At 58.0% G+C, this 21,169-nt stretch carries 25 protein-coding genes; 9 read left to right on the forward strand and 16 right to left on the reverse strand.

Translation table 11 applies throughout. The features are described from left to right. Positions 1-26: 26 nt before the first annotated feature. The gene (gene prmC / locus GS632_RS06135; protein WP_171237716.1) at positions 27-872 is read right to left on the reverse strand and encodes a peptide chain release factor N(5)-glutamine methyltransferase; all 846 of its coding nucleotides are present in this window, start codon (positions 870-872) and stop codon (positions 27-29) included. Next, positions 869-1,924 (reverse strand): peptide chain release factor 1, encoded by a 1,056-nt coding sequence (prfA, locus tag GS632_RS06140; RefSeq protein WP_171619443.1) that lies wholly within the window; start codon positions 1,922-1,924, stop codon positions 869-871. The genes prmC and prfA overlap by 4 nt, the downstream gene beginning before the upstream one ends. 62 nt (positions 1,925-1,986) lie before the next feature. Between prfA and GS632_RS06145 the strand changes: the two genes are divergently transcribed. Next, positions 1,987-2,268: a hypothetical protein gene (locus GS632_RS06145; RefSeq protein WP_171179847.1), complete on the forward strand. Its 282-nt coding sequence runs from the start codon at positions 1,987-1,989 to the stop codon at positions 2,266-2,268. A gap of 15 nt (positions 2,269-2,283) precedes the next feature. Here the strand turns inward: GS632_RS06145 and GS632_RS06150 are convergent, their stop codons facing one another. From GS632_RS06150 to GS632_RS06165, 4 genes are all read right to left on the reverse strand, one after another. After that, positions 2,284-2,685, reverse strand: coding sequence for a DUF1499 domain-containing protein (locus GS632_RS06150; RefSeq protein ID WP_171179845.1), 402 nt, complete (start codon positions 2,683-2,685; stop codon positions 2,284-2,286). 77 nt (positions 2,686-2,762) lie between these two features. Beyond that, complete coding sequence (gene speB / locus GS632_RS06155) at positions 2,763-3,698, reverse strand: agmatinase (protein WP_171721464.1); 936 nt, start codon at positions 3,696-3,698, stop codon at positions 2,763-2,765. An 87-nt stretch (positions 3,699-3,785) separates the two neighbouring features. Beyond that, positions 3,786-4,760 carry an agmatinase gene (gene speB, locus GS632_RS06160; RefSeq protein WP_171721465.1) on the reverse strand — a complete coding sequence of 325 codons (975 nt, stop codon included), beginning with the start codon at positions 4,758-4,760 and terminating at the stop codon, positions 3,786-3,788. 12 nt (positions 4,761-4,772) lie between these two features. Next, positions 4,773-5,936, reverse strand: coding sequence for a M20 aminoacylase family protein (locus tag GS632_RS06165; RefSeq protein WP_171721466.1), 1,164 nt, complete (start codon positions 5,934-5,936; stop codon positions 4,773-4,775). Positions 5,937-6,002: 66 nt separating this feature from the next. Here GS632_RS06165 and mazG point away from each other — a divergent pair, with 66 nt between their 5' ends. The 3 genes from mazG to GS632_RS06180 all read left to right on the forward strand — a co-directional run bounded on the left by mazG (position 6,003) and on the right by GS632_RS06180 (position 8,309). Further along, positions 6,003-6,860 (forward strand): nucleoside triphosphate pyrophosphohydrolase, encoded by an 858-nt coding sequence (gene mazG, locus GS632_RS06170; protein WP_171237850.1) that lies wholly within the window; start codon positions 6,003-6,005, stop codon positions 6,858-6,860. Between the two features lie 61 nt (positions 6,861-6,921). Further along, the gene (locus GS632_RS06175; protein WP_171237717.1) at positions 6,922-7,863 is read left to right on the forward strand and encodes a nucleoside hydrolase; all 942 of its coding nucleotides are present in this window, start codon (positions 6,922-6,924) and stop codon (positions 7,861-7,863) included. Beyond that, positions 7,860-8,309, forward strand: a complete 450-nt coding sequence (locus GS632_RS06180; RefSeq protein WP_171179832.1) for a GNAT family N-acetyltransferase — start codon at positions 7,860-7,862, stop codon at positions 8,307-8,309. The genes GS632_RS06175 and GS632_RS06180 overlap by 4 nt, the downstream gene beginning before the upstream one ends. On the opposite strand, the gene GS632_RS06185 is transcribed toward GS632_RS06180, so the two are convergent. The 6 genes from GS632_RS06185 to GS632_RS06210 form a co-directional block, all read right to left on the reverse strand. Further along, complete coding sequence (locus tag GS632_RS06185; RefSeq protein ID WP_171179830.1) at positions 8,306-8,470, reverse strand: hypothetical protein; 165 nt, start codon at positions 8,468-8,470, stop codon at positions 8,306-8,308. The genes GS632_RS06180 and GS632_RS06185 overlap by 4 nt on opposite strands. Before the next feature lie 141 nt (positions 8,471-8,611). Then, positions 8,612-9,151 carry a GNAT family N-acetyltransferase gene (locus tag GS632_RS06190; RefSeq protein ID WP_171237718.1) on the reverse strand — a complete coding sequence of 180 codons (540 nt, stop codon included), beginning with the start codon at positions 9,149-9,151 and terminating at the stop codon, positions 8,612-8,614. Between the two features lie 48 nt (positions 9,152-9,199). After that, on the reverse strand, positions 9,200-10,477 hold the full coding sequence (gene eno / locus GS632_RS06195) for a phosphopyruvate hydratase (RefSeq protein ID WP_171237719.1): 1,278 nt from the start codon (positions 10,475-10,477) through the stop codon (positions 9,200-9,202). A 136-nt stretch (positions 10,478-10,613) separates the two neighbouring features. After that, complete coding sequence (locus GS632_RS06200) at positions 10,614-11,492, reverse strand: DMT family transporter (protein WP_171721467.1); 879 nt, start codon at positions 11,490-11,492, stop codon at positions 10,614-10,616. Positions 11,493-11,623: 131 nt separating this feature from the next. Continuing rightward, positions 11,624-12,037 (reverse strand): Fur family transcriptional regulator, encoded by a 414-nt coding sequence (locus GS632_RS06205; RefSeq protein ID WP_050602224.1) that lies wholly within the window; start codon positions 12,035-12,037, stop codon positions 11,624-11,626. A gap of 83 nt (positions 12,038-12,120) precedes the next feature. Then, complete coding sequence (locus tag GS632_RS06210; protein ID WP_171179822.1) at positions 12,121-12,825, reverse strand: endonuclease/exonuclease/phosphatase family protein; 705 nt, start codon at positions 12,823-12,825, stop codon at positions 12,121-12,123. 221 nt (positions 12,826-13,046) lie between these two features. On the opposite strand from GS632_RS06210, the gene GS632_RS06215 reads away from it, so the two are divergent. Beyond that, entirely contained in the window at positions 13,047-13,934 is an 888-nt protein-coding gene (locus GS632_RS06215) for a DMT family transporter (protein WP_171721468.1), read from the forward strand. 15 nt (positions 13,935-13,949) lie between these two features. On the opposite strand, the gene GS632_RS06220 is transcribed toward GS632_RS06215, so the two are convergent. Then, complete coding sequence (locus tag GS632_RS06220) at positions 13,950-15,368, reverse strand: YdiU family protein (RefSeq protein ID WP_171237722.1); 1,419 nt, start codon at positions 15,366-15,368, stop codon at positions 13,950-13,952. Positions 15,369-15,454: 86 nt separating this feature from the next. Here GS632_RS06220 and GS632_RS06225 point away from each other — a divergent pair, with 86 nt between their 5' ends. The 3 genes from GS632_RS06225 (at position 15,455) to GS632_RS06235 (ending at position 17,638) form a co-directional block, all read left to right on the forward strand. After that, positions 15,455-15,874, forward strand: a complete 420-nt coding sequence (locus tag GS632_RS06225; protein WP_171237723.1) for a cupin domain-containing protein — start codon at positions 15,455-15,457, stop codon at positions 15,872-15,874. 96 nt (positions 15,875-15,970) lie between these two features. Further along, positions 15,971-16,702 (forward strand): extensin family protein, encoded by a 732-nt coding sequence (locus GS632_RS06230; RefSeq protein WP_171721469.1) that lies wholly within the window; start codon positions 15,971-15,973, stop codon positions 16,700-16,702. A gap of 45 nt (positions 16,703-16,747) precedes the next feature. Next, complete coding sequence (locus GS632_RS06235) at positions 16,748-17,638, forward strand: fatty acid desaturase (protein WP_171721470.1); 891 nt, start codon at positions 16,748-16,750, stop codon at positions 17,636-17,638. A 67-nt stretch (positions 17,639-17,705) separates the two neighbouring features. Here the strand turns inward: GS632_RS06235 and GS632_RS06240 are convergent, their stop codons facing one another. The 3 genes from GS632_RS06240 to GS632_RS06250 all read right to left on the reverse strand — a co-directional run bounded on the left by GS632_RS06240 (position 17,706) and on the right by GS632_RS06250 (position 19,668). After that, complete coding sequence (locus GS632_RS06240; protein WP_171237726.1) at positions 17,706-18,167, reverse strand: hypothetical protein; 462 nt, start codon at positions 18,165-18,167, stop codon at positions 17,706-17,708. Positions 18,168-18,177: 10 nt separating this feature from the next. Next, complete coding sequence (locus tag GS632_RS06245) at positions 18,178-18,468, reverse strand: hypothetical protein (RefSeq protein WP_171179807.1); 291 nt, start codon at positions 18,466-18,468, stop codon at positions 18,178-18,180. A gap of 78 nt (positions 18,469-18,546) precedes the next feature. Beyond that, complete coding sequence (locus GS632_RS06250) at positions 18,547-19,668, reverse strand: anhydro-N-acetylmuramic acid kinase (protein ID WP_348540094.1); 1,122 nt, start codon at positions 19,666-19,668, stop codon at positions 18,547-18,549. Between the two features lie 243 nt (positions 19,669-19,911). Here GS632_RS06250 and tyrS point away from each other — a divergent pair, with 243 nt between their 5' ends. Beyond that, positions 19,912-21,165: a tyrosine--tRNA ligase gene (gene tyrS / locus GS632_RS06255; protein WP_171237727.1), complete on the forward strand. Its 1,254-nt coding sequence runs from the start codon at positions 19,912-19,914 to the stop codon at positions 21,163-21,165. Positions 21,166-21,169 lie beyond the last annotated feature (4 nt).

Raw genomic sequence — 21,169 nt, forward strand, 5'->3', positions numbered from 1 at the left:
GCGCTTTTTGGTCGCAATCTCGCCGATCAACCCGGCATTTTTGCGCCAACCACACGGTCGCGCCCATCCAGATCAGGGATCACCCGGACATCAACAAGCCCCGCCGCATCAAACAAAGCGCCAACTTTTTTTGCCTGCGTTGGGCCAATTTCCACAAGAATCCGCCCACCCGGCAACAGGAAATCCGGGGCCGACGCAGCGATCCGCCGATAAGCGCCCAGCCCGTCACCTTCGTCGGTCAAAGCCATGCGTGGTTCGTGCTCTTTCACCTCCGGCGACAGATCAGCCATTTCCTCGACCGAGACATAGGGGGGATTGGAAACAATAAGGTCAAATTGACCATCAATGTTCTCAAACCAGTTTGAACGTACAATATCAACCCGCCCCTCTACATGATGCTCAACGGCGTTGGCGCTGGCCTGGAGACAGGCCGCCTCGCTCAGATCGACCCCAACACCTGAGGCACTGGTGCGCTCGGCCAACAACGTGATCAGAATGCACCCCGACCCCACACCGAGGTCCAGAACATGATCAAACGGCGCGCTCAGGGCTGCTTCTATCAATGTTTCAGTTTCGGGGCGTGGGTCCAGCACATCTCGGCTGACCCGAAATTTGCGCCCATAAAACTCGCGCTCGCCCAACAAATGTGAAACCGGCACCCGAATGGCGCGAAGCGAGATCAATTGGTCATAACGCTCGGCAATCTCGGGCTGCAACTCTTCCGGTGCAATCAGTGTTACCCGGCTGGCTTCAATACGCGCCGCGTGGGCCAGCAGCAGGCGCGCATCCCGGGCAGGATCATCCACGCCAGCCGCCCGCAAACGGGCCGTTGCCGCCACCATGGCCTGTGCCGCTGTTTGCAGGCCGGTCATTGCGCCATCTCGGCCAACAGCCGCGCCTGATCATCAGCCGTCAACGCGTCGATAACCTCATCCAGATCGCCCTGCATCACCTGATCAAGCTTATAGAGCGTTAGGTTGATCCGGTGATCCGTCATGCGACCTTGTGGGAAGTTATAGGTGCGAATACGTTCCGAGCGGTCGCCCGAGCCCACCTGACTGGCCCGATCTGCCGAGCGTTCACTGTCGATCCGTTGCCGCTCCAGATCATAGAGCCGCGTCTTCAGAACCTGCATGGCAATCTCGCGGTTTCGATGCTGAGACTTCTCGGAACTCGTTACAACCAACCCCGTCGGAAGGTGCGTGATCCGTACCGCCGAGTCGGTGGTGTTCACGTGCTGCCCGCCCGCGCCCGAGCTGCGCATCGTATCGATTCTTATGTCATTTGCGTCGATCTGAATGTCCACATCCTCGGCCTCCGGCAGAACCGCCACGGTTGCAGCCGAGGTATGAATGCGCCCACCGCTTTCCGTCTCGGGCACGCGCTGCACGCGGTGCACACCAGATTCGTATTTCATCCGGGCAAACACATTGTCGCCCTTGATATGGGCCACGACCTCTTTAATGCCGCCCAAATCCGAAGCCTGTTCCTCAATGATCTCAAACCGCCAGCCCCGCGCCTCGGCATAGCGCTGGTACATGCGCAAGAGGTCGCCTGCGAACAAAGCGGCCTCATCCCCACCGGTCCCAGGACGAATTTCCAGCATCGCCGGGCGCGCATCGGCTTCGTCTTTTGGCAGCAGCGCCAGCTGCAGGGCTTGTTCCGCCGCCGGAATACTGGCCCGCAACTGAGGGATTTCCTCCTCGGCCAGTTCTTTCATATCCGGGTCGGCCAGCATCGCCTCGGCCTCGGCCAGATCCGCGACCAGCTGACGCCAGGCCATGATCTGATCAACCACCGGCTTGAGGTCGGAGTATTCCTTGGCCAGCGTCGCAATATCGCCCCCCGACGCGCCATCGGCCATGGCTGCTTCGAGGTATTGAAAACGCTGGGTGATCTGTTCAAGACGTTCTTCAGGGATCATCCGGGCGGTGTCTCTCATCCCGGGGCTTTGGTCAAGGGCAACGTCATGCTAAGCTCGCTGTCATGAAACGGATTTTGCTTGCTTTACTGCTGACATCCACGCCGGTTTTCGCCGATTACGTCGGCCCGGACGGTAAAACCCGCGATTGCTATTGCACCGATACATCGGGGTCTCGCATTGAGTTGGGCGAGATGATCTGCCTGCAGGTCGATGGTCGCATGTTCACCGCGCAGTGTCAGATGTCGCTGAACGTTCCCATGTGGCGAGAGGTTCAGGAAGGGTGCCTGTCATCAAGGTTGCAAAGTACACCCCTCGGAAACGCAGCACCGGACGGGGCGTCTTAAACCACAGGCGCAAAGTCACATCTGTTTCAACCACCCATCAACCCGCGCCTTGTTCACGCCAAAGTCTTTGCGCCCAAACCGCAAGCGGCCATGAACGCGCAGAGAGTTGCCGTCCTGCTGAACCGTGGTGTAGTCGGGAAAGCCGATCCATTTCGTGCGGGTGATGTAGGTGATCATGCCTGCTTCGACGGAACCTGCCAACACCGATGTGCGGGGCGTGGCGCGGATGATCTGGTCCAGCCGCTGCAACCCGTCTGGACCGGTTTCGACAACGCGCACCACACCGCCGGGCAGGTCCTGATCCACGGGTGCGACCGGCGCAATGTTCCAGTGCGCGGGGTCGGATGGGGCCAGTCGGATATAGGCGCCCAGCCCGATCACAAGCGCGAATACCCCCCAAAGAACCATCTTTTTCATCCCGCATTATCCTTTTGGAGAAACCCTATGCGGATCAAGCGCCGGGACAAGCCATTCCGCCCCGCTTTACCGTGACGTCACCCCGGTAGGATGCACAGCATCTCGTATATCAGGTTCGCCGCTGTAAGCGCCGTGTTGCCCGACGGATCATAAGGCGGAGAGACCTCGACCAGATCACATCCCACCACGTTCACCCCCTGCAGCGCATGGATCAGTTGCAGTGCTTGTGGTGTTGTCAGCCCCGCAATCTCGGGTGTGCCGGTGCCCGGAGCAAAAGCAGGATCCAGGCTGTCGATGTCATAGGTGATATAAACCGGTTGCTCGCCGATGGTCTTGCGAATCTGCGAGCCGATTTGGGTCAGGTTCTGCTGCCAGAGCTCCCAGGCGGGAAACTGGCGAAAACCCCAATCCTTGGCCTCGGTAAAGTCTGAGGCCGCGTAGCCAGATCCACGAATGCCGATCTGAAAGGTCTTGTCGGGAACGATCAGCCCCTCTTCATACGCGCGGCGAAAAACGGTGCCGTGGGTTTCCTTTTCGCCAAACATCTCTTCATTCACGTCCGCATGGGCATCCACATGCACCAGCGCCACCGGCCCGTGCTTTGCCGCAATCGCCCGCAGGATCGGCAATGTGATCGAATGATCTCCCCCCATCGCGACCGGGATCACATTTTTTGCCAGTATCGCATCATAGCTTTCTTTGATGATCCTCAGGCTGTCCGACAATGAGAAGGTATTGATCGCCAGATCGCCAATATCGGCAATCTGCAGACTTTCGAACGGGGCCGCAGACGTGGCCATGTTATAGGGCCGGATCATCGCGCTTTCGCTGCGGATCTGTTTCGGGCCAAATCGTGTGCCCGACCGCCACGAGGTGCCGATATCCATCGGAATCCCCAGTACCGCTACGTCCAGCCCTGCCAGTGAAGCGGCCTGCGGAAGGCGCATAAACGTGTTCGGCCCCGAAAATCGCGCCAAGTCATTGCCACTGACCGGTTGGTTGAATTCTGTCATGCGCGTGCCGCCCCATCCTTTTTTTCACGTCTTCCAGCACATACCGGAAGTATGGCTAACCAGAAGTTAACGCGTATCCCAACGGGTTTACTCTTTCGCCTTTGCCAACTTGCCCCAGCCCAGCAGACAGATGATCTGCGTCGCCACATGCGCCCCGGCAATCGCTGTTGCACCCGACGTGTCGAAAGGCGGAGAGACCTCGACCACGTCTCCGCCCTTGATGTTAATCCCGGCAATGTCACGCAGGATGATCTGTGCCTGAATGGAACTTAACCCGCCCCAGACCGGCGTGCCGGTGCCCGGCGCAAAGGCAGGGTCCAGCCCGTCGATGTCAAAGCTCAGATAGACTGGGCTGTTACCCAGTATTCCTTTGATCTTCTGCGCGACCGCGGCTGGGCCGGATTCATAGACCTCGCGCGCGTCGATGATGTTGACGCCCAATGTGTCCTCATTGGTGGTGCGAATGCCCACCTGAACGGACCGCTTTGGGTCTACGATCCCAGACTTTACTGCCTTGTAGAACATTGTTCCGTGATCAACGCGGGACATATCATCATCGGCCCAGGTGTCTGTATGCGCATCGAATTGCAGCAACGACATCGGCCCGTATTTCTCGGCATAGGCTTTCAGGATCGGGAAACTGATATAGTGGTCCCCGCCCAGCGTGACAGACGCTACATCGGCCGCCAGAATGGTGCGGATATGATCGGTCAGTGTGTCGGGAAAGGCCGGAATATTGGCATAGTCATAAGCCATGTCTCCGTAGTCCACGATGGCGAGTTCGCTGAGCGCATCAAAAGGCCAGCCATAGGGCGCATCGGGCGATTGCAGAGCGCTGGCCTCGCGGATCGCACGTGGGCCAAGGCGCGTTCCGGGGCGGTTGGTGACAGCCTGATCGAAGGGTACACCGGTCACGGCGATGTCCACCCCGTCCAGATCTTTGGTATAAAGCCGCCGCAGGAACGAGGTCGCTCCGCCAAAAGTGTTCTCATAAGACAACCCTTTGAGATCGGGATTAGTGAACGCTTCGTCCACCTGGTTTTTTGCGTCTTCCAGTGCCATTTGTTTACCCCATCAACCCAACGGCTGCGCCTTTTCCACGATGCGTGCGAAAAAGGACGCGCCGATAGGCGCTATATCGTCGTTAAAGTTGTACTTGGGATGGTGCAGCCCTGCACCATCGCCTTGCCCCAAGAACAGATACGCACCCGGTCGTTCCTTAAGCATGTATGAAAAATCCTCGGCTCCCATATCGCGCCCCATAGTGTCGACCACGCGTTCAGGCCCAGAGACTTCGCGCGCAACATCGGCAGCAAAAGCGGTTTTTTCGACATCATTGATCGTCGCGGGATACCCAACCTGATAATCCAACCGCGCCTCAACCCCGTAAGACGCGGCCTGCCCCTGAACGATCTGCTCCATCCGCTCCATGACCATCTTCTGCACAGACGGGTCAAAGGTGCGCACCGTGCCGTTCAGATAAGCAGTGTCCGGAATTACGTTGTTAACCGTTCCCGCATGGATCTGTGTGACCGAGACCACCAGATCTTCCACTGCATAGTGGTTGCGGCTGACGATGGTTTGGATCGCCTGCGCAATACCGCAGGCCGCCATAACGGGGTCTTTGGTTTGATGGGGCAACGCGCCATGCCCTCCGACACCCTGTATATGAATCTCGAACGAATCCACCGCCGCCATAATCGGGCCCGCCGTGGTATAGAAAGCGCCTTCCGGGTTTCCCGGGTCGTTGTGTATTCCGTAAACCTGCGAGATGTCGAACCGGTCCATGATGCCTTCTTCGACCATCACCCCGGCACCGCCGCCCTCTTCCTCGGCAGGCTGAAAGATCAGCGCCACGCGACCGCTGAAGTTCCGTGTCTCGGCCAGATAGCGCGCCGCGCCCAACAGCATCGTGGTGTGGCCGTCATGACCGCAGGCGTGCATCTTACCTGGGTTCTTCGAAGCATATTCGACACCTGTTTCTTCTGGAATCGGCAGGGCATCCATATCCGCGCGCAGGCCGATGGTCGGCCCCTCGCCCTGCCCGTTGATGATCGCAACCATTCCGGTCTTGGCGATGCCTTCATGCAGTTCATCCACCCCGAACTCGCGCAGACGCTCGGCCACAAAGGCGGCTGTCTCATAGCACTCGAACTCCAGTTCAGGGATCGTGTGCAAGTGCTGACGCCACGCAGCCATATCGGCTGAGAAATCGGCAATTCGGTTGACGACGGGCATCTGGGGTGGACTCCTGATCGGGACTGCGGGATGGATGCATCTGACACCGGAACGAAAGGGTTCGCAATGGCCGAAAATCCTCTAATCCACAACAGCGACGCTGGTATCGAACGGTTACTCGAAATCATGCGCCGCCTGCGCGACCCGCAAAGCGGTTGCCCATGGGACATCGAACAGGATTTCGCGACCATCGCACCCTATACGATTGAAGAAGCGTATGAAGTCGCCGACGCCATTGAGCGCGAGGCTTATGATGAGCTGAAAGGAGAACTGGGCGATCTTCTGTTCCAATCTGTCTTTCACGCGCAAATGGCTGAAGAGGCCGGGCATTTCACCTTTCAAGACGTGGTCCGCACCATGTCGGACAAGATGGTCAGCCGTCATCCCCACGTATTTGGCGACGAATCCCGCGATAAGTCAGCCGATCAGCAGACCAAGGATTGGGAAGCGATCAAGGCCGCCGAGCGTGCAGGCAAGGAACAAAAGGGCGCGTTGGACGGTGTCGCGGCGAACCTGCCCGCCCTGCTGCGTGCGCACAAACTGCAAAAACGCGCTGCACGCGTAGGCTTTGACTGGCCCGATGCCAGCCATGTGTTGGCAAAGATCACCGAAGAAGCGGCTGAACTGGAAGAAGCGCGGGACAAGATGGACGCCGATGCGCTGGAGGACGAATTCGGTGATCTCCTGTTTGTGATGGTCAATCTGGGTCGTCATCTGGGTATCGAACCCGAAGCCGCCCTGCGCCGTACCAATGCCAAGTTCACCCGCCGCTTTGAACAGGTCGAGGCCCGTCTGGCCGAGCGGGGCAAGACCCCCGCGCAAAGCGATCTTGCCGAGATGGATGCGCTTTGGGACGAAGTCAAAACCGACGAGCATCGCGCCAATGGCAAACTCCCGCCGGTGGACGCGCCGACCGGGGCCTGAAACTGCTGGACAAGTGCGGTGACACTTGCGAGTGTCCGCGTTTCAAGACCCCGGAGGCATAATGGCACCGCGCAAAATCATCATCGATACCGACCCCGGACAAGACGACGCCGTCGCCATCCTGCTGGCCTTGGCCAGTCCGGATGAGATCGAGGTTCTGGGTATTACTGCCGTCGCCGGGAATGTGCCCTTGTCGCTGACTGCCAAGAACGCACGGATTGTCTGCGAACTAGCGGGGCAGACGGGTGTTCCAGTCTATGCGGGTTGTGATCGCCCCCTGATCCGCCCTTTGGTCACGGCAGAACATGTGCACGGCAAAACCGGGCTAGACGGGCCCGTTCTGCCGGACCCTGAAATGCCGCTGGCAGACGGACATGCGGTTGATTTCATCATCGAGACACTGCGCAAACATGACTCAGGCACCGTGACACTCTGCCCGTTGGGGCCGCTGACCAACATCGCCATGGCGTTCCGCAAGGCCCCCGACATCGTCGATCGGGTGCAGGAAATCGTGCTGATGGGGGGCGCATATTTCGAAGTAGGCAACATCACACCCACAGCCGAATTCAACATCCACGTCGATCCAGAAGCTGCTGATATCGTTTTCCGATCCGGCAGGCCCATCGTGGTTATGCCCCTGGATGTCACGCATAAGGCGCTGGTCACCAAACCCCGCAATGATGCGTTCCGAGCATTGGGAAACAAGGTCGGCATTGCAGTGGCTGAAATGACCGACTTTTTTGAGCGCTTCGACAAGGAAAAATACGGAAGCGCAGGTGCACCGTTGCATGACCCCTGCGTGACCGCTTATCTGATCCGGCCTGAGCTATTCTCGGGCCGCCACGTGAATGTCGAGGTTGAGACCCGGTCGGAACTGACCATGGGTATGACCGTCGCCGATTGGTGGGGCGTAACCGACCGCGCACCAAACGCCCTGTTCATCGGTGATCTCGATGCGGATGGCTTCTTTGAGCTACTGACAGAAAGGCTGGGCCGACTATGAGCGCCGCTCTGCGCCTTGCGCGCCCCGAAGATCTGGACCGCTTGATGGCGCTGGTCACTGCGTTTCACGCCGAAGCGCGAATAGAACAGGACGCCGACAAAACCCGAAATGCCCTTGCCCCCTTACTGGAAGGCATCCCTCATGGCTGTGTCTATCTGATCGGACCGGGGCGTGCACCGTTGGGGTATATCATCCTGACCTTCGGCTGGTCGGTCGAATTTGGTGGCATGGACGGTTTCGTGGACGAAATCTATATCCGTCCTGCCGTTCGTGGCCGCGGTATCGCGACCGAGGTTTTGCTGGATCTGCCCAAAGCTCTGGCTGGAGCAGGATTGACGGCATTGCACTTGGAAGTCGACCGCACCAGCGAGGCCGCTCAGAAACTGTACCTGCGCACCGGATTCAAACCGCGTGACAGATACATGCTGATGAGCAAAGCGCTTTAGCGCGACTCGCCTCTGAAGATATTCGCTGGATTCATGTCCTGAACCGGATCGTTCGCTGAAACTGGTTCTCCGGTTATCGGATATGTCCCCGGCTCGGAACAAGCGGACAGAACTGTGATGGACGCTGCGGTGATGATCAGAAGGAATTTTGATACAGACATCGTACTCCCCTTTCTGCAATGAAACGAGATTACTGCATTCAGAATGAACTTGGTTAGTAACAAGTTCACACATAACTTTACTAAAGCAGGGTTCTCGTAAACAGATCAGGGCAATCCTGGTTGCTAAAACACTGATTAAATTCAACTATCGTTATTTTTAGTTTTTTTGAGTTTCGTAAGCGACATCTCGAAAAAAATCAGGTGGTCCCGTGCGATTTCTGGAATCTCAGAGTATGCGTCGCGCAGGGTAAACCCCAACGACAGGTATAATTGAGTCGCTGCCTCCAGCGGTTTTCCGGTATCCATTCGGATATAGTCAAAGCCAAGATCCCTGCAGGTTTCAATCAGCGACAACATAATGGCACGGCCCGCGCCAGATCCCCTTGCCGCATCAATTACATACACCCGCTTTATCTCGGCCACGCCCGGCGCGATTGTATGAAACATGCCGCAACCAATCGGCTCACCTTCCAACACAGCCAACTTGATCCCACCATTTGGCGGTGCGTGATCCACCTCGATGTTGTCCATCAAACGGGCGTATTTTTCCTTTGGATAAAAGGTCTGAACGATCTGAACGGATTTTTCATCCAAGGTCAGCAGGAAATCCCGATAGTCCCAACACAAACGCCGAACCGCGTTCAACTGGTCCGGCGTTTCTGGTTCAATGATCTTTAGCAAGACGTGGCCCCCGGATTGTGTCCGAGGGTCAGCCTAGCATCAGATGTGTTATTTGCGAAGGATCGACGCGCCCGCGTATTCCGCGACCTCGCCCAGCGATTCCTCGATACGGATCAGTTGGTTGTACTTAGCCAACCGGTCCGACCGCGCCAACGAGCCGGTTTTGATCTGACCGCAATTGGTTGCCACGGCCAGATCGGCGATGGTTGCATCCTCGGTCTCGCCCGAGCGGTGGGACATGACGTTGGTGTAACGCGCGCGGTGGGCCATATCGACAGCGCGCAGAGTCTCGGTCAGCGAACCGATCTGGTTCACCTTGACCAGCATCGAGTTGGCGCAGCCGCGTTCGATCCCTTCGGCCAGACGTGCGGGGTTGGTCACGAACAGGTCGTCGCCCACCAACTGTACTTTGTCACCGATGGCGTCGGTCAGGGCTTTCCAGCCGTCCCAGTCATCTTCGGACATGCCGTCCTCGATCGAGATGATGGGATAGTCGTTGACCAACGCCGCCAGATAGGCGGCGTTTTCTTCCGAAGTCAGAGTCGTGCCCTCACCCGCCAGAACGTATTTGCCGTCTTTGAAGTATTCAGTCGCGGCGCAATCCAGCGCCAGATGGATTTCCTCGCCCGGCTTATAACCCGCCTTTTCGATGGATTTCAGAATGAAATCCAGCGCTTCGCGGGTGCTTGCGATGTTCGGAGCAAAGCCACCCTCATCACCGACACCGGTGGCCAGACCAGCTGCCGAGAGCTCTTTCTTCAGTGTATGAAACACTTCGGACCCCATGCGCACCGCCTCGCGGATATTCGCGGCCGAGGTCGGCATGATCATGAATTCCTGAATGTCGATCGGGTTATCTGCGTGTTCGCCCCCGTTGATGATGTTCATCATTGGAACCGGCAGAACACGGGCCGAGGTGCCGCCCACATAGCGATAGAGCGGCTGGGTTGTGAAATCGGCCGCGGCCTTGGCTGTGGCCAACGAAACACCCAGAATGGCATTTGCACCGAGACGGCCTTTGTTTTCGGTCCCGTCCAACTCGATCATCGCCTGATCGATGGCCACCTGTTCGGTCGCGTCGAAACCTACCAGTTCTTCGGCGATCTCACCGTTCACGGCGGCAACGGCTTCCAGAACACCCTTGCCCATGTAACGCGCTTTGTCACCGTCGCGCTTTTCCACTGCCTCATAGGCACCGGTTGATGCCCCGGACGGCACGGCAGCACGGCCCATGGTGCCGTCTTCCAGAATCACGTCAACCTCAACTGTCGGGTTGCCCCGGCTGTCCAGAATTTCGCGTGCGTGGATGTCGATAATGGTGCTCATGAGGCCCGTTCCTATGGCTGCAGTCGGTTGCACGCGTCATAGCAGCACCGGCCCAAATGTAAACCGGTTCCGTTATCGCTAACAGGCACATTTTCGGACCTTTAGGGCTAACAGCCTGTTGTTTGCGCCAACACAATTAGACCGGAGCCAGTTCGTTTGCCAAACGCCGCTCGCGAACAAAGGTATAAAGTCCGGACCCAATGATAAGTGTCGCGCCCGCAAGCGTCAGCGCATCTGGCCGCTCCCCAAAAACCAGCATTCCTGCAACGATCGAGAACACCAGACGCGTGTAGCGGAACGGCATCAATGCCGACGCTTCGCCGACACGCATCGCGGTGACAATGCCGTAATACCCAATCACACCGGACCCTACGGCCCCGAGATACGGTAGCGATTGTCCGTCCTGAAGCGGCACAAATGATGCACCGGAAATCGCCATCAACAGCACGCCAGCCAGCGCAACTGCAATGAACGCTTGCATCGCTACAACGGTCGAGGCGACTCGCGCATCCAGCTTACGCGTGATGAGATCGCGCGCAGCAATGGCCAGGACGGACAAAATCACAAAAAGAGACTCGGGCTGGAACCCTTGGAAACCGGGACGAATGATCATCAGAACGCCGATAAAACCCACGCCAATCGCGCTCCAACGCCGCCAGCCGACGTGTTCCCCCAAAAACATTGCTGCCCCCATGGTGACAGCCAGCGGCAGGACCTGAAAAACGGCGGCGACCGTTGAAAGGTCGATCAAAGACAGCGCCGTAACAAAGGTTACTGCCCCGATCCCTTCGGTTGCGGCGCGCGCCAACGGCAATAGCTTCCAGGCCATCGGGTCAAAGACGCGTTTGCGCGAGGCCACTGACAGAGCCGCAAACACGAGCGTACAGACCACGCCGAGGAACACCATGATCTGCCCTGTCGGCACCGAGACCGACAGAACCTTGATGAACATGTCCTCAAGTGCAAAGGCCGCCATCGACCCAATGAGCAGCAGAATGCCGTTTACGTTGTTCATATGCGCGTCCACAGGAAAAAGCACTTTGGGTGCCTATGCGCACAACAACCTCAACCAATGGCCTCTGGCAAGACATTTCCCGTCACGCGTGATGAATTAACGTGAGGGGATCAATCGCGTTTCGTGATGATTTAATCCTGTTCCAGTGGCACGCCATACAGCTCCAGCCGATGGCCTTTCAGTTTGTACCCCAGCTTTGCCGCGATTTTTTCCTGAAGGGCTTCGATCTCAGGGTCGACGAATTCTATCACCTCACCCGATTGCATATCGATCAAGTGATCATGATGGTCACGCTCGGCATCCTCGTACCGTGCGCGGCCATCGCCGAATTCCAGACGCTCCAGAATCCCCGCTTCTTCAAACAGTTTCACCGTCCGATATACGGTTGCAATCGAAATACCTTTGTCGACGGCAGAAGCACGTGAATAGAGCTCTTCGACATCCGGATGGTCGTCGCTTTGTTCCAGCACCTGCGCGATGATCCTTCTTTGACCGGTCATGCGCAGGCCCTTGGCCTCACAACGCCCAATAATCGTTTCCGACATGATGCCCCTCAGACTTGCTCGGGTATCTGTCTTAGTATGTCTGTGCAGTTTGCGCCACAGGGATTTCTGCTTTTCCGCTGATCTTACGCAGCACGTGTCAGATCGGCCCAGACAGGCAGATGATCCGATGCGATATGTGCCGGGCGCGCGTCGTGAACCCCATGCGCGGTGGCTTTCACCCCTGCGCCCAGCGCGATCCGGTCCAACGCGCCAAGCGGTTGCGCTGCGGGAAAGCTGGGTCGGGGCGGTAGAAAACGCATCTCGGGGGCCAGATGGTCCAGAACCGGCTGCCGCGACCATTCGTTGAAATCCCCGGCCCAGACGGTTGGCATCTTGGCCAGATCATCATCAAAGCGCCGGATGTGCGAAATCTGCTGCCGCCGCGATGCCGGCAGCAACCCAAGATGCATCCCCATCACCCGCAACGGCCCGATTTGAGTATCGAACTCGACTCGGACCGCGCCGCGCGGCTCTAACCCCGGCAAGTCATGATGCCCTTTTTGACGTACGGAAATACCATCCCCACGCCATATGACTGCATTACCATGCCACCCAAGGCTGCCGGCCCCGCCAAGATCGACGATCTGCCAACCCGCCTCGTCCAGCATGAAATGCGGCAGGGCTGCCGGGCGCGGCGGCAGGCGTTTGTCTGCCTCTTGCAGCACAACGATGTCGGCCCGCATGTGTTCGATGACCTGCAGGATACGCTGCGGTTGACGCCGGAAATCCAGCCCGAGGCATTTTTGAATGTTATAGCTGGCGATACGTAGGGTTGAAGACTGTTTCATAAGGGCTTGACCAATGGGCTTGCGCTCAATGTGCCACCTCTGGCGCGGCGCGCAACCCCCCCTGTTCCGATACAGAACGAATGCCTCGGAAAGAAACAACGCCAATCGCACGATTTATTGGCAAACGACCCGCAAGCGATCACCAAAGGATTGTTCCTTTTGATCCCCTGCTCTATCCGGTTGCAGTGGAACGGCCAAACCGCCGCAACCTGAGGGGCTGAATGGAACTGCATCAGACACAGCCGGTCAACAGCACCCGCGCCAGCCTGGTTCTGGTCATGGGCGGCGCGCTATGGGGGCTCTACTGGATCCCGGTTCGGTTCTTTCTGGATCAGGGTCTGACCGGCCCCTGGCCCGGGATTGTCATGTATTGCGCGGCCCTGATCGCTCTATTCCCATTTGTTTGGAGCGACCGACACACACTTGTTCGCGAATGGCGCAACCTGATGCTCAGCGGGATGTTCACGGGTGCCGCGTTCAGCCTGTATTCCATCAGTCTTGTATACACTGACGTTGTCCGGTCGATCCTGCTGTTCTACCTCACGCCCATTTGGGGCACGCTTCTGGGCGTCATGGTTTTGGGTGAACGCCTCAACCTTATGCGTCTTGCCGGTCTCTTCTGCGGGTTGGGCGGCCTTTTTGTTGTTCTGGGCGGCGCGGGTTTCGTGCCCTGGCCGCAAAACATAGGCGATTGGCTGGCATTGGCATCAGGCGTATGCTGGGCCCTGGGCTCTATGGGCCTTTATCGCGTCAATCGCATCTCGATTTCGGGGCAGGTCTTTGCCTTTGTTTTCGGTGCGCTGATCCTGTCCCTATTCAGCCTTCTTGTTCTGCCCGAGCAGGCTTTACCATCCATCGCGCAAAGTGAAGCGATCCGCGTTCTTCTGTTGGCCCTGTTGTCGGCCTTCTACATCCTGCCCATGGTCTACATGACGATTTGGCCAGCAACAAAGCTTTCCCCATCGCGGGTCGGCCTGCTGCTGATGAGCGAAGTGGTCGTCGGCATCGCCTCGGCTGCCGTACTGTCCGGAGAACCCTTTGGTCTGCGCGAGTTTCTAGGCGCTGCGCTGATCGTCAGCGCCGCAGTATTGGAGATTGTTCGAAAGTAACGCCCCCGAGTTGGGTCACGTCCCACAGAAGGTTGCGTGCACCACCTCGTTCTTGGCCGGGGGCCGTCTCAAATCTGCGGCATCATCCTGATCATCGTAAGGCCGAGCGAGGATGGCATTCAGCCGATGGAACGGCGCGTAATCCCCTTGCACCGCAGCTTGGATCATCTGTTCGACACGGTGGTTGCGTGGAATGAACGCCGGGTTAGAAGCGGCCATCACGTCCATCGGTTGCGCTTCGCGCTCTAATCGCGCGCGCCAGCCCTGGGCCCAACTGTCATAGCTGGCCGGGTCAACAAATTGATCCCGCGCGGAAACGCTGCCCAAAGCCCGGAAAGTGTTGGTGAAGTCCGCCTGCCCTTCAGCCATCCGCTTCAGAAGATCCGTCACAAGCTTTAAATCACCTTCTTCGTCAGTCGTCAGACCAATCTTAGCCCGGAACAGCGTCAACCAGTTCTGATGCAAAAGCTCTGGCATGGCATGAACGATCTCAGTCGCCTCTTCGACAGCGGCCTCCTTGTCATCCATCTGCTGGATCAAGGACGTCGCCAACTGCGCAAGGTTCCATACGGCAATGTCGGGCTGGTTCGAATAGGCATACCGCCCCATCCGGTCAATCGAACTGTAGACCGTGTTGGGGTGATACGTGTCCATGAAAGCGCAAGGACCATAGTCAATCGTCTCACCCGCGATCGAGCAATTGTCAGTGTTCATAACACCGTGAATGAATCCCACGCTCATCCACTGCGCGATCAACTTGGCCTGTGCGTCCCGCACCGCCCGCAACAAACCCATCGGCCCGTCAGCCTCAGGATAGTGACGCGCGATGGCGTATTCCGTCAGTTGGCGCAAACTGTCCAGTTGCCCTCGTGCGGCGAAAACCTGAAACGTGCCCACCCGCAGATGGCTGCTGGCCACGCGCGTCAACACCGCCCCCGGCATCGGGCCCTCGCGAAACACCGTCTCACCTGTTTCTACAGCGGCCAGAGCACGTGTGGTCGGGACGCCCAGCGCGTGCATCGCCTCGGACACCACATATTCACGCAGAACCGGCCCCAGCCAAGCCCGACCATCGCCTCGGCGTGAAAAGGGCGTGGGGCCCGAGCCTTTTAATTGTATATCCCGGCGCGCCCCATCGGTGCCCACGGTCTCGCCCAGCAACACCGCACGCCCATCCCCCAATTGAGGGTTATACTGTCCGAATTGATGCCCCGAATACAGCTGCGCGATAGGCTCCGCGCCTTCGGGCAGACGATTGCCGGCAAAAGCCTGGGCCATGTCCTGCACATCTCCTGGGGTGATCTGCAGCAACTTTGCCAAATCATCGTTGAACGCAATCATCTGCGGCGCACGGACGGGAACAGGAGACTGCCGCGCAAAAAATGCATCTGGCAAGCGGGCATAGGTGTTATCAAATGGGATCGTCAGGGTCATGTCGCATTACATATTGTTTAGGCGCACGAATACCATAGCGGATCGTATCGTCCCGTGCATAATCGCGCCGAACCAAGAGGGCACTTATGACCGCACAAGACATTATCGACCACCTGAACCTGCAACGTCATCCCGAAGGCGGGTGGTATGCCGAAACATGGCGTGCCGAAAACGCAGGCCGCCCGACCGGCACTTGCATCTATTTCTTGTTGCAGGCCGGTGAAAGCAGCCACTGGCACCGGGTCGACGCCACTGAAATCTGGCTCTACCACGCAGGCGCACCTCTGGTCCTGTCTCTGAGCGCAACAGATAAAGGGCCTGCGGTCGATCATCTGCTGACCCCTGACCTGTTAAAAGGCGCGCCGCAGCTGATCGTTCCTGAAGGCCATTGGCAGGCTGCACGCAGCACGGGCGACTACACCTTGGTCAGTTGCACGGTCTCTCCCGGCTTTGATTTCCAAGGTTTTGAGTTGGCCGCGCCGGGTTTTGACATCTCAAGGGAATAACCTGACCCAACAAATCACTGAAAAGTTGAGTTTACAGACGGCCCTGCTTTGCCCATCCTGTACCCGTAACCGTGTGTAACGGAGTATCGAGTAACCATGAGGCAGGCCTGTCTGACAATTCTGTTTCTCTGCTTAAGTGCAGGGCTTACAAGCGCCAGCATCGACTGCGCCAACCCTGACGCCGAACTTGATCTGTCACTGCCCGACACATCAGCCGACGCCGCCCCCGCTGCATTGACGCCCGAGGACCTTCCCCCTTGCGCAACTATGCAGCTGGAACAGGGGCGCGACAGGATGCGCGATCGCGGCGCGGTTTGTGGTGACTGGACAATTTTAGGGGAAACACGCAAGGCCCTAAAAAGCAAAGCACGAGGCTGTGGCATATCCAATCCGGTCAGTGTCTACCGGATATCGGATGTTGCGCTCAGCCAATTCTCACTGATGGATTGCCAGACGGCGGTCACGCTCAAAACATGGATTGAAAACACCGCCAAACCGGCGTTTGCCGACATGGGCGGCGGGCTCAAGGGGATGCGGGTTGTGGGGCACTATGCCTGCAAAACCCAGAACAACCAGCCACGCGCACGCCTGTCGCAACATGCGCGAGGAAGCGCCATCGATATCTCGACCTTTGTGTTACAGGACGGCACGCAAATCACTGTGCAGGACGGGTGGAAGGACGAGGCACAAAGCGCGGTTTTACGCAAACTGCACAGCGGTGCTTGTGGCGTGTTCAGTACCGTGCTCGGCCCGGACGCCGACCGCTATCACGTTGGACATTTTCATTTTGACACCGCCCAACGCAAAGGTGCTCCGGTTTGCCGATAGCTCTTCGGACTTGACCGGACTTACGCCGGACTTAACGATGTCCGCATGGACCACAAAGACCTGATCGCTTCTCTGCCTGCGGAAACCAAGGACCGATTGCAACGCCGGTCGAACGCCACTGGGCTGAAGCATTTGTCGATCTATCTGGCTGCGCTGTCAGCCCTAAGCGCCGCAATCGTGGCGCAAATCCCGTTCTGGCCGGTCTTGATCCTGCCGCAAGGCGTTTTGCTGGTGTTTCTCTTTACGCTCAGCCACGAATGCACCCATAAGACCCCTTTTAGAACAGGATGGCTAAACGATGCGGTCGGACATCTGGTCTCGGTACCAATTGCCTTGCCTTTTGTTTGGTTTCGCTATTTCCACCTCGCCCATCACAAATGGACCAATGACCCTCAGCGCGACCCCGAGCTAGGCGGCAAACCGCGGCCCGATAGCTGGTCTGACCTTTTGATCTACCTCAGCGGCTGGCCCTATTGGAGCGGCATGGCAAAGGTACTGGTTCAAAACGCGAGCGGCCACCTGGATGCGCCTTACCTTCCGAAACGCCAACAAAACGCAATGAAGGCCGAAGCCCGCATTCTGCTTGGTCTCTATACGTTAACGCTCATCAGTCTGACTTACAGTACGATACTGTTCTGGGTCTGGCTTCTTCCGGTGCTGGTCGCTCAACCCGTTTTACGCCTTTACCTGCTGGCCGAGCACGGCCTCTGCCCGCCGGTGGCAAACATGCTCGAGAACTCCCGCACGACCTTCACCAACCGAGCCTTGCGGTTTCTGGCCTGGAACATGCCATACCATGCCGAGCATCATTCCTTCCCCAATGTGCCATTCCATCACCTGCCCGCGCTGCACCACTGGATGCGCGCGCATCTGAAATCTACGTCCAACGGCTATACGGAGTTCACCAAAGACTACACCCGCACGCTCAGCTCATAAGATCCGCTCTTCATCTGGCCCCAAATACCTCGGGGGAGGCGCGCTTGCGCGACGGGGGCAGCGCCCCCTATTCGTTGCTTCGGCTTTTGATCAACATGCTGATCAGAGGCACCAAAACCGTCGTCGCCGACCCCAATGGATTCGAGCCGATGCTTTTGACCGCCTGCACGACTTCGCGCGCTTCAGTCGCCACCTCCTCCAACTCATCCTCAATGTCTGCGATTGCCATGTCACGGACCTCAACCGCCGGCGCGACTTCATCCTCAACGCTGCTGCGGCGTGCAATCAGAACCAGCAGCGCGGCAAAACCAAGATTGCCAAGCGCCAATACCGCAGCAGCTGAAGCTGACGACATTGTACTTTGCAGGGCAAAGAACAGCGCAAGGTTCAAAAGCACGAGGGCCAACAGGGCAACAATACCCGCTATTCCAAATAATATCGTCTGCTGCTGCACCACGGCCAAGCGACGGCGCGCAATCAGGCGTTCTGTCCGATAGATCGTTACCAGATTTCTGCTTAATCTGCTCATGGCTTGCCTCCTAACCCTGCGCGCGTCCGACGACATACCCCAGCGAGAACGCAATCAGTAACGCTGTGATCGGATATTCTTTTTGCAAGCGGCCAAATTCCTCGACCACATCCTCGCCCAAAGCCTGCGCTTGACTCAGGTCGATCCCATGCTCTTCCAGAAGCTTTCGAATTTCATCCGATGATTTGGTATGCTCATCTCGCTCCTTGGGGGCCGGGTCTTGGTTGACCCGCACTTCCAACGTTGCGTTGCGCTTCCGTAATTTCTCTAATTCAGCTTCAAGCTCTGCCTTGGTCGCCATAATGCCTTGCCCTTGATCCGTGGGTCCGGGGCAACCGTCGCACAACAAGCTGTTATTTTGAACTGTTTTCGGCTGATGCTAGCCAACAGCGTCCATCGAAACCGAACTTACAACCCCACCCCCAACCAGCGCCTGTACGCCGGTTGTGCCGGGGCACGACGTCGGCAGGCCACGCGCCACACGTACCGCCAGATAGGCAAAGGCCTGCGCCTCGAGCATATCACCATCCAGTCCCACTGCTTCAACCGGCTCCACCGGGCAATCCAGCGACACGCGCAACATCTCCATCAAAACCGGATTGTGGCGCCCACCTCCAGTGACCAGCACGCAGGACGGAGGTTTCGGACAATGCTCCATCCCCTGTACGACACCTGCGGCACACATCCCGGTCAGGGTCGCCACGGCGTCCGCATCGTTCAATTCCTTCACCAGACCGATCATTTCCGCGAAATCATTCCGGTCCAAAGACTTGGGTGGCATTCGAGCAAAGTATGGCTCAGCCAGAAACAGCTCCAACGCGCCCATTTCGACGGTTCCATCCCGCGCAAGCGCCCCGTCCCGATCCATGGGCAGCCCCAGTCGGGCTTGCATCAGATCGTCCACAGGCGCGTTTGCAGGCCCGGTGTCAAAGGCGAGCAAAGCGCCCGGCGCTTCGGGGCCGTCAAAGGACGGGTCAACATAGGTCAGATTGCCGACCCCACCCAGGTTCAGAAAACACAGGGGTCGGTCCGCGCCGAACCACTTGGCGCAGGCAAAATGAAAGAACGGCGCTAGCGGAGCCCCCTCGCCCCCCATCGCCACATCATCGCTGCGGAAATCCCAAACCACCGGACGCCCCAGCGCCTGCGCCAGCCCCAGACCGTCACCCACCTGCAAGGTTCCACGCCCGCGCGGCTCATGCGCAACGGTCTGGCCGTGAAAACCGATAAGATCGACCTCTTCGAATTCAGACAGTGCCTCGGCATGGGCAAAAGTGACCATCTCAGCCGCTGCATCGACATCGGGCCCATGCCACTGACCCAGCGCTGCCCGCAGCACGTCTCGCTCTGCGTCTGAATAAGCGCGATAGCTACTTTGTCCAAACCCCATAATCTGGTGGCCGTCAGTTTCGACCATCGCGGCATCCACCCCGTCCATCGAGGTGCCCGACATCGCGCCCAGTGCCCGGATCACCCCGTGTTTGCTGATGGTCTGGCTCACGCCTGCCTCCTGAACTGGCTGTCTTCTTCGCCGCATCCGAGTCCTTGAGTACACCTCTGGGTTGCAGCCCGGTCAAACTGCCTTTTGTTTGCACAAAAACGCAAGCGTTCTCATGCAGCGGTTCATATTTTTCGCTAACCGCGTGGCCGGATCGACACCCACCCTCAATTAAAAAACGTGGCTTTTCCTCATCGGCGCTGCCGCCTATACAGTGCCCCGCAACATTAACCCAAAGGGCACGATATGACCTACCACCCCAAATCGGATTTCATCGCCACGATGATCGAGCGCGGCTTTCTCGCCGATTGCACCGATTATCAGGGCCTTGACGACGCGCTGATCAGTGGGTGTAAACCGGCCTATATCGGCTTTGATGCAACGGCCAAGTCGTTGCATGTGGGCAGCCTAATCCAGATCATGATGCTACGCTGGTTCCAGAAAACCGGCCACCAGCCGATCACACTGATGGGCGGTGGGACGACCAAGGTGGGCGATCCGTCGTTCCGCGCGGATGAACGCCCCCTTCTGGGCCCCGAACAGATCGACGAGAACATCTCGGGCATCAAGAAGGTGTTCGCCGCATATATCGACTATGACACGGACGCCGAGAACAAGGCGCTTATGCTGAACAATGCCGAGTGGCTGGGTGATCTGAACTACCTCGATTTTCTGCGCGATATCGGGCGCCATTTCTCGGTCAACCGGATGCTGTCGTTTGAATCTGTGAAGTCGCGGCTGGATCGTGAGCAGTCGCTGAGCTTCCTCGAGTTTAACTACATGATCCTGCAGGCCTATGACTTCCTGGAACTGAACCGCCGTTACGGCTGTGTTCTGCAAATGGGCGGCAGCGACCAGTGGGGCAACATCGTCAACGGGATCGACCTGACCCGCCGTGTTCTGGATCACGAGATCTATGGCCTGACCTCGCCTCTGCTGACCACCAGTGACGGCAAGAAAATGGGTAAGTCTCAGGACGGTGCGGTCTGGCTGAACGCCGAGATGCGCTCGCCCTATGAGTTCTGGCAGTTCTGGCGCAACACAACCGACGCGGATGTGGGCCGGTTTCTGAAGCTCTACACTGAATTGCCGGTGGATGAGTGCGATCGTCTGGGCGCGCTTGCCGGGTCCGAGATCAATGAAGCCAAAATCCGTTTGGCCAATGAGGTCACAACCCTGCTGCATGGCGCACAGGCTGCGGCCAATGCCGAAGCCACCGCGCGCGAAGTGTTCGAAAAAGGCGGCGTAGGTGGCGATCTGCCGACACTGACCCTCAGCCCTGACGAATTGGGTGACGGCATGTCCATCGTGCAGATCATCGTCAAATCGGGTTTGGCAAAATCCGGCAAAGAGGCCAAGCGCCTGATCGCCGAGAACGGGGCCAAGCTGGATGATGCGCCGCTGACCGATGCGGGAATGATGATCGACGCAGGCGCGCTGTCATCGCCCATCAAGCTGAGCGCAGGCAAAAAACGTCATGCGCTGGTTCAGCTCGGTTGATGGC

The organism is Ruegeria sp. HKCCD7296 (genome assembly GCF_013110775.1).
GTDB lineage: Bacteria > Pseudomonadota > Alphaproteobacteria > Rhodobacterales > Rhodobacteraceae > Ruegeria.

What these genes read in the sequence shown, in the direction of transcription:
- prmC (WP_171237716.1), bottom strand. Translation starts at nt 872, where the DNA reads ATGACCGGCCTGCAAACAGCGGCACAGGCCATGGTGGCGGCAACGGCC.
- prfA (WP_171619443.1), bottom strand. Translation starts at nt 1,924, where the DNA reads ATGATCCCTGAAGAACGTCTTGAACAGATCACCCAGCGTTTTCAATAC.
- GS632_RS06145 (WP_171179847.1), top strand. Translation starts at nt 1,987, where the DNA reads ATGAAACGGATTTTGCTTGCTTTACTGCTGACATCCACGCCGGTTTTC.
- GS632_RS06150 (WP_171179845.1), bottom strand. Translation starts at nt 2,685, where the DNA reads ATGAAAAAGATGGTTCTTTGGGGGGTATTCGCGCTTGTGATCGGGCTG.
- speB (WP_171721464.1), bottom strand. Translation starts at nt 3,698, where the DNA reads ATGACAGAATTCAACCAACCGGTCAGTGGCAATGACTTGGCGCGATTT.
- speB (WP_171721465.1), bottom strand. Translation starts at nt 4,760, where the DNA reads ATGGCACTGGAAGACGCAAAAAACCAGGTGGACGAAGCGTTCACTAAT.
- GS632_RS06165 (WP_171721466.1), bottom strand. Translation starts at nt 5,936, where the DNA reads ATGCCCGTCGTCAACCGAATTGCCGATTTCTCAGCCGATATGGCTGCG.
- mazG (WP_171237850.1), top strand. Translation starts at nt 6,003, where the DNA reads ATGGCCGAAAATCCTCTAATCCACAACAGCGACGCTGGTATCGAACGG.
- GS632_RS06175 (WP_171237717.1), top strand. Translation starts at nt 6,922, where the DNA reads ATGGCACCGCGCAAAATCATCATCGATACCGACCCCGGACAAGACGAC.
- GS632_RS06180 (WP_171179832.1), top strand. Translation starts at nt 7,860, where the DNA reads ATGAGCGCCGCTCTGCGCCTTGCGCGCCCCGAAGATCTGGACCGCTTG.
- GS632_RS06185 (WP_171179830.1), bottom strand. Translation starts at nt 8,470, where the DNA reads ATGTCTGTATCAAAATTCCTTCTGATCATCACCGCAGCGTCCATCACA.
- eno (WP_171237719.1), bottom strand. Translation starts at nt 10,477, where the DNA reads ATGAGCACCATTATCGACATCCACGCACGCGAAATTCTGGACAGCCGG.
- GS632_RS06200 (WP_171721467.1), bottom strand. Translation starts at nt 11,492, where the DNA reads ATGAACAACGTAAACGGCATTCTGCTGCTCATTGGGTCGATGGCGGCC.
- GS632_RS06205 (WP_050602224.1), bottom strand. Translation starts at nt 12,037, where the DNA reads ATGTCGGAAACGATTATTGGGCGTTGTGAGGCCAAGGGCCTGCGCATG.
- GS632_RS06210 (WP_171179822.1), bottom strand. Translation starts at nt 12,825, where the DNA reads ATGAAACAGTCTTCAACCCTACGTATCGCCAGCTATAACATTCAAAAA.
- GS632_RS06215 (WP_171721468.1), top strand. Translation starts at nt 13,047, where the DNA reads ATGGAACTGCATCAGACACAGCCGGTCAACAGCACCCGCGCCAGCCTG.
- GS632_RS06220 (WP_171237722.1), bottom strand. Translation starts at nt 15,368, where the DNA reads ATGACCCTGACGATCCCATTTGATAACACCTATGCCCGCTTGCCAGAT.
- GS632_RS06225 (WP_171237723.1), top strand. Translation starts at nt 15,455, where the DNA reads ATGACCGCACAAGACATTATCGACCACCTGAACCTGCAACGTCATCCC.
- GS632_RS06230 (WP_171721469.1), top strand. Translation starts at nt 15,971, where the DNA reads ATGAGGCAGGCCTGTCTGACAATTCTGTTTCTCTGCTTAAGTGCAGGG.
- GS632_RS06235 (WP_171721470.1), top strand. Translation starts at nt 16,748, where the DNA reads ATGGACCACAAAGACCTGATCGCTTCTCTGCCTGCGGAAACCAAGGAC.
- GS632_RS06240 (WP_171237726.1), bottom strand. Translation starts at nt 18,167, where the DNA reads ATGAGCAGATTAAGCAGAAATCTGGTAACGATCTATCGGACAGAACGC.
- GS632_RS06245 (WP_171179807.1), bottom strand. Translation starts at nt 18,468, where the DNA reads ATGGCGACCAAGGCAGAGCTTGAAGCTGAATTAGAGAAATTACGGAAG.
- tyrS (WP_171237727.1), top strand. Translation starts at nt 19,912, where the DNA reads ATGACCTACCACCCCAAATCGGATTTCATCGCCACGATGATCGAGCGC.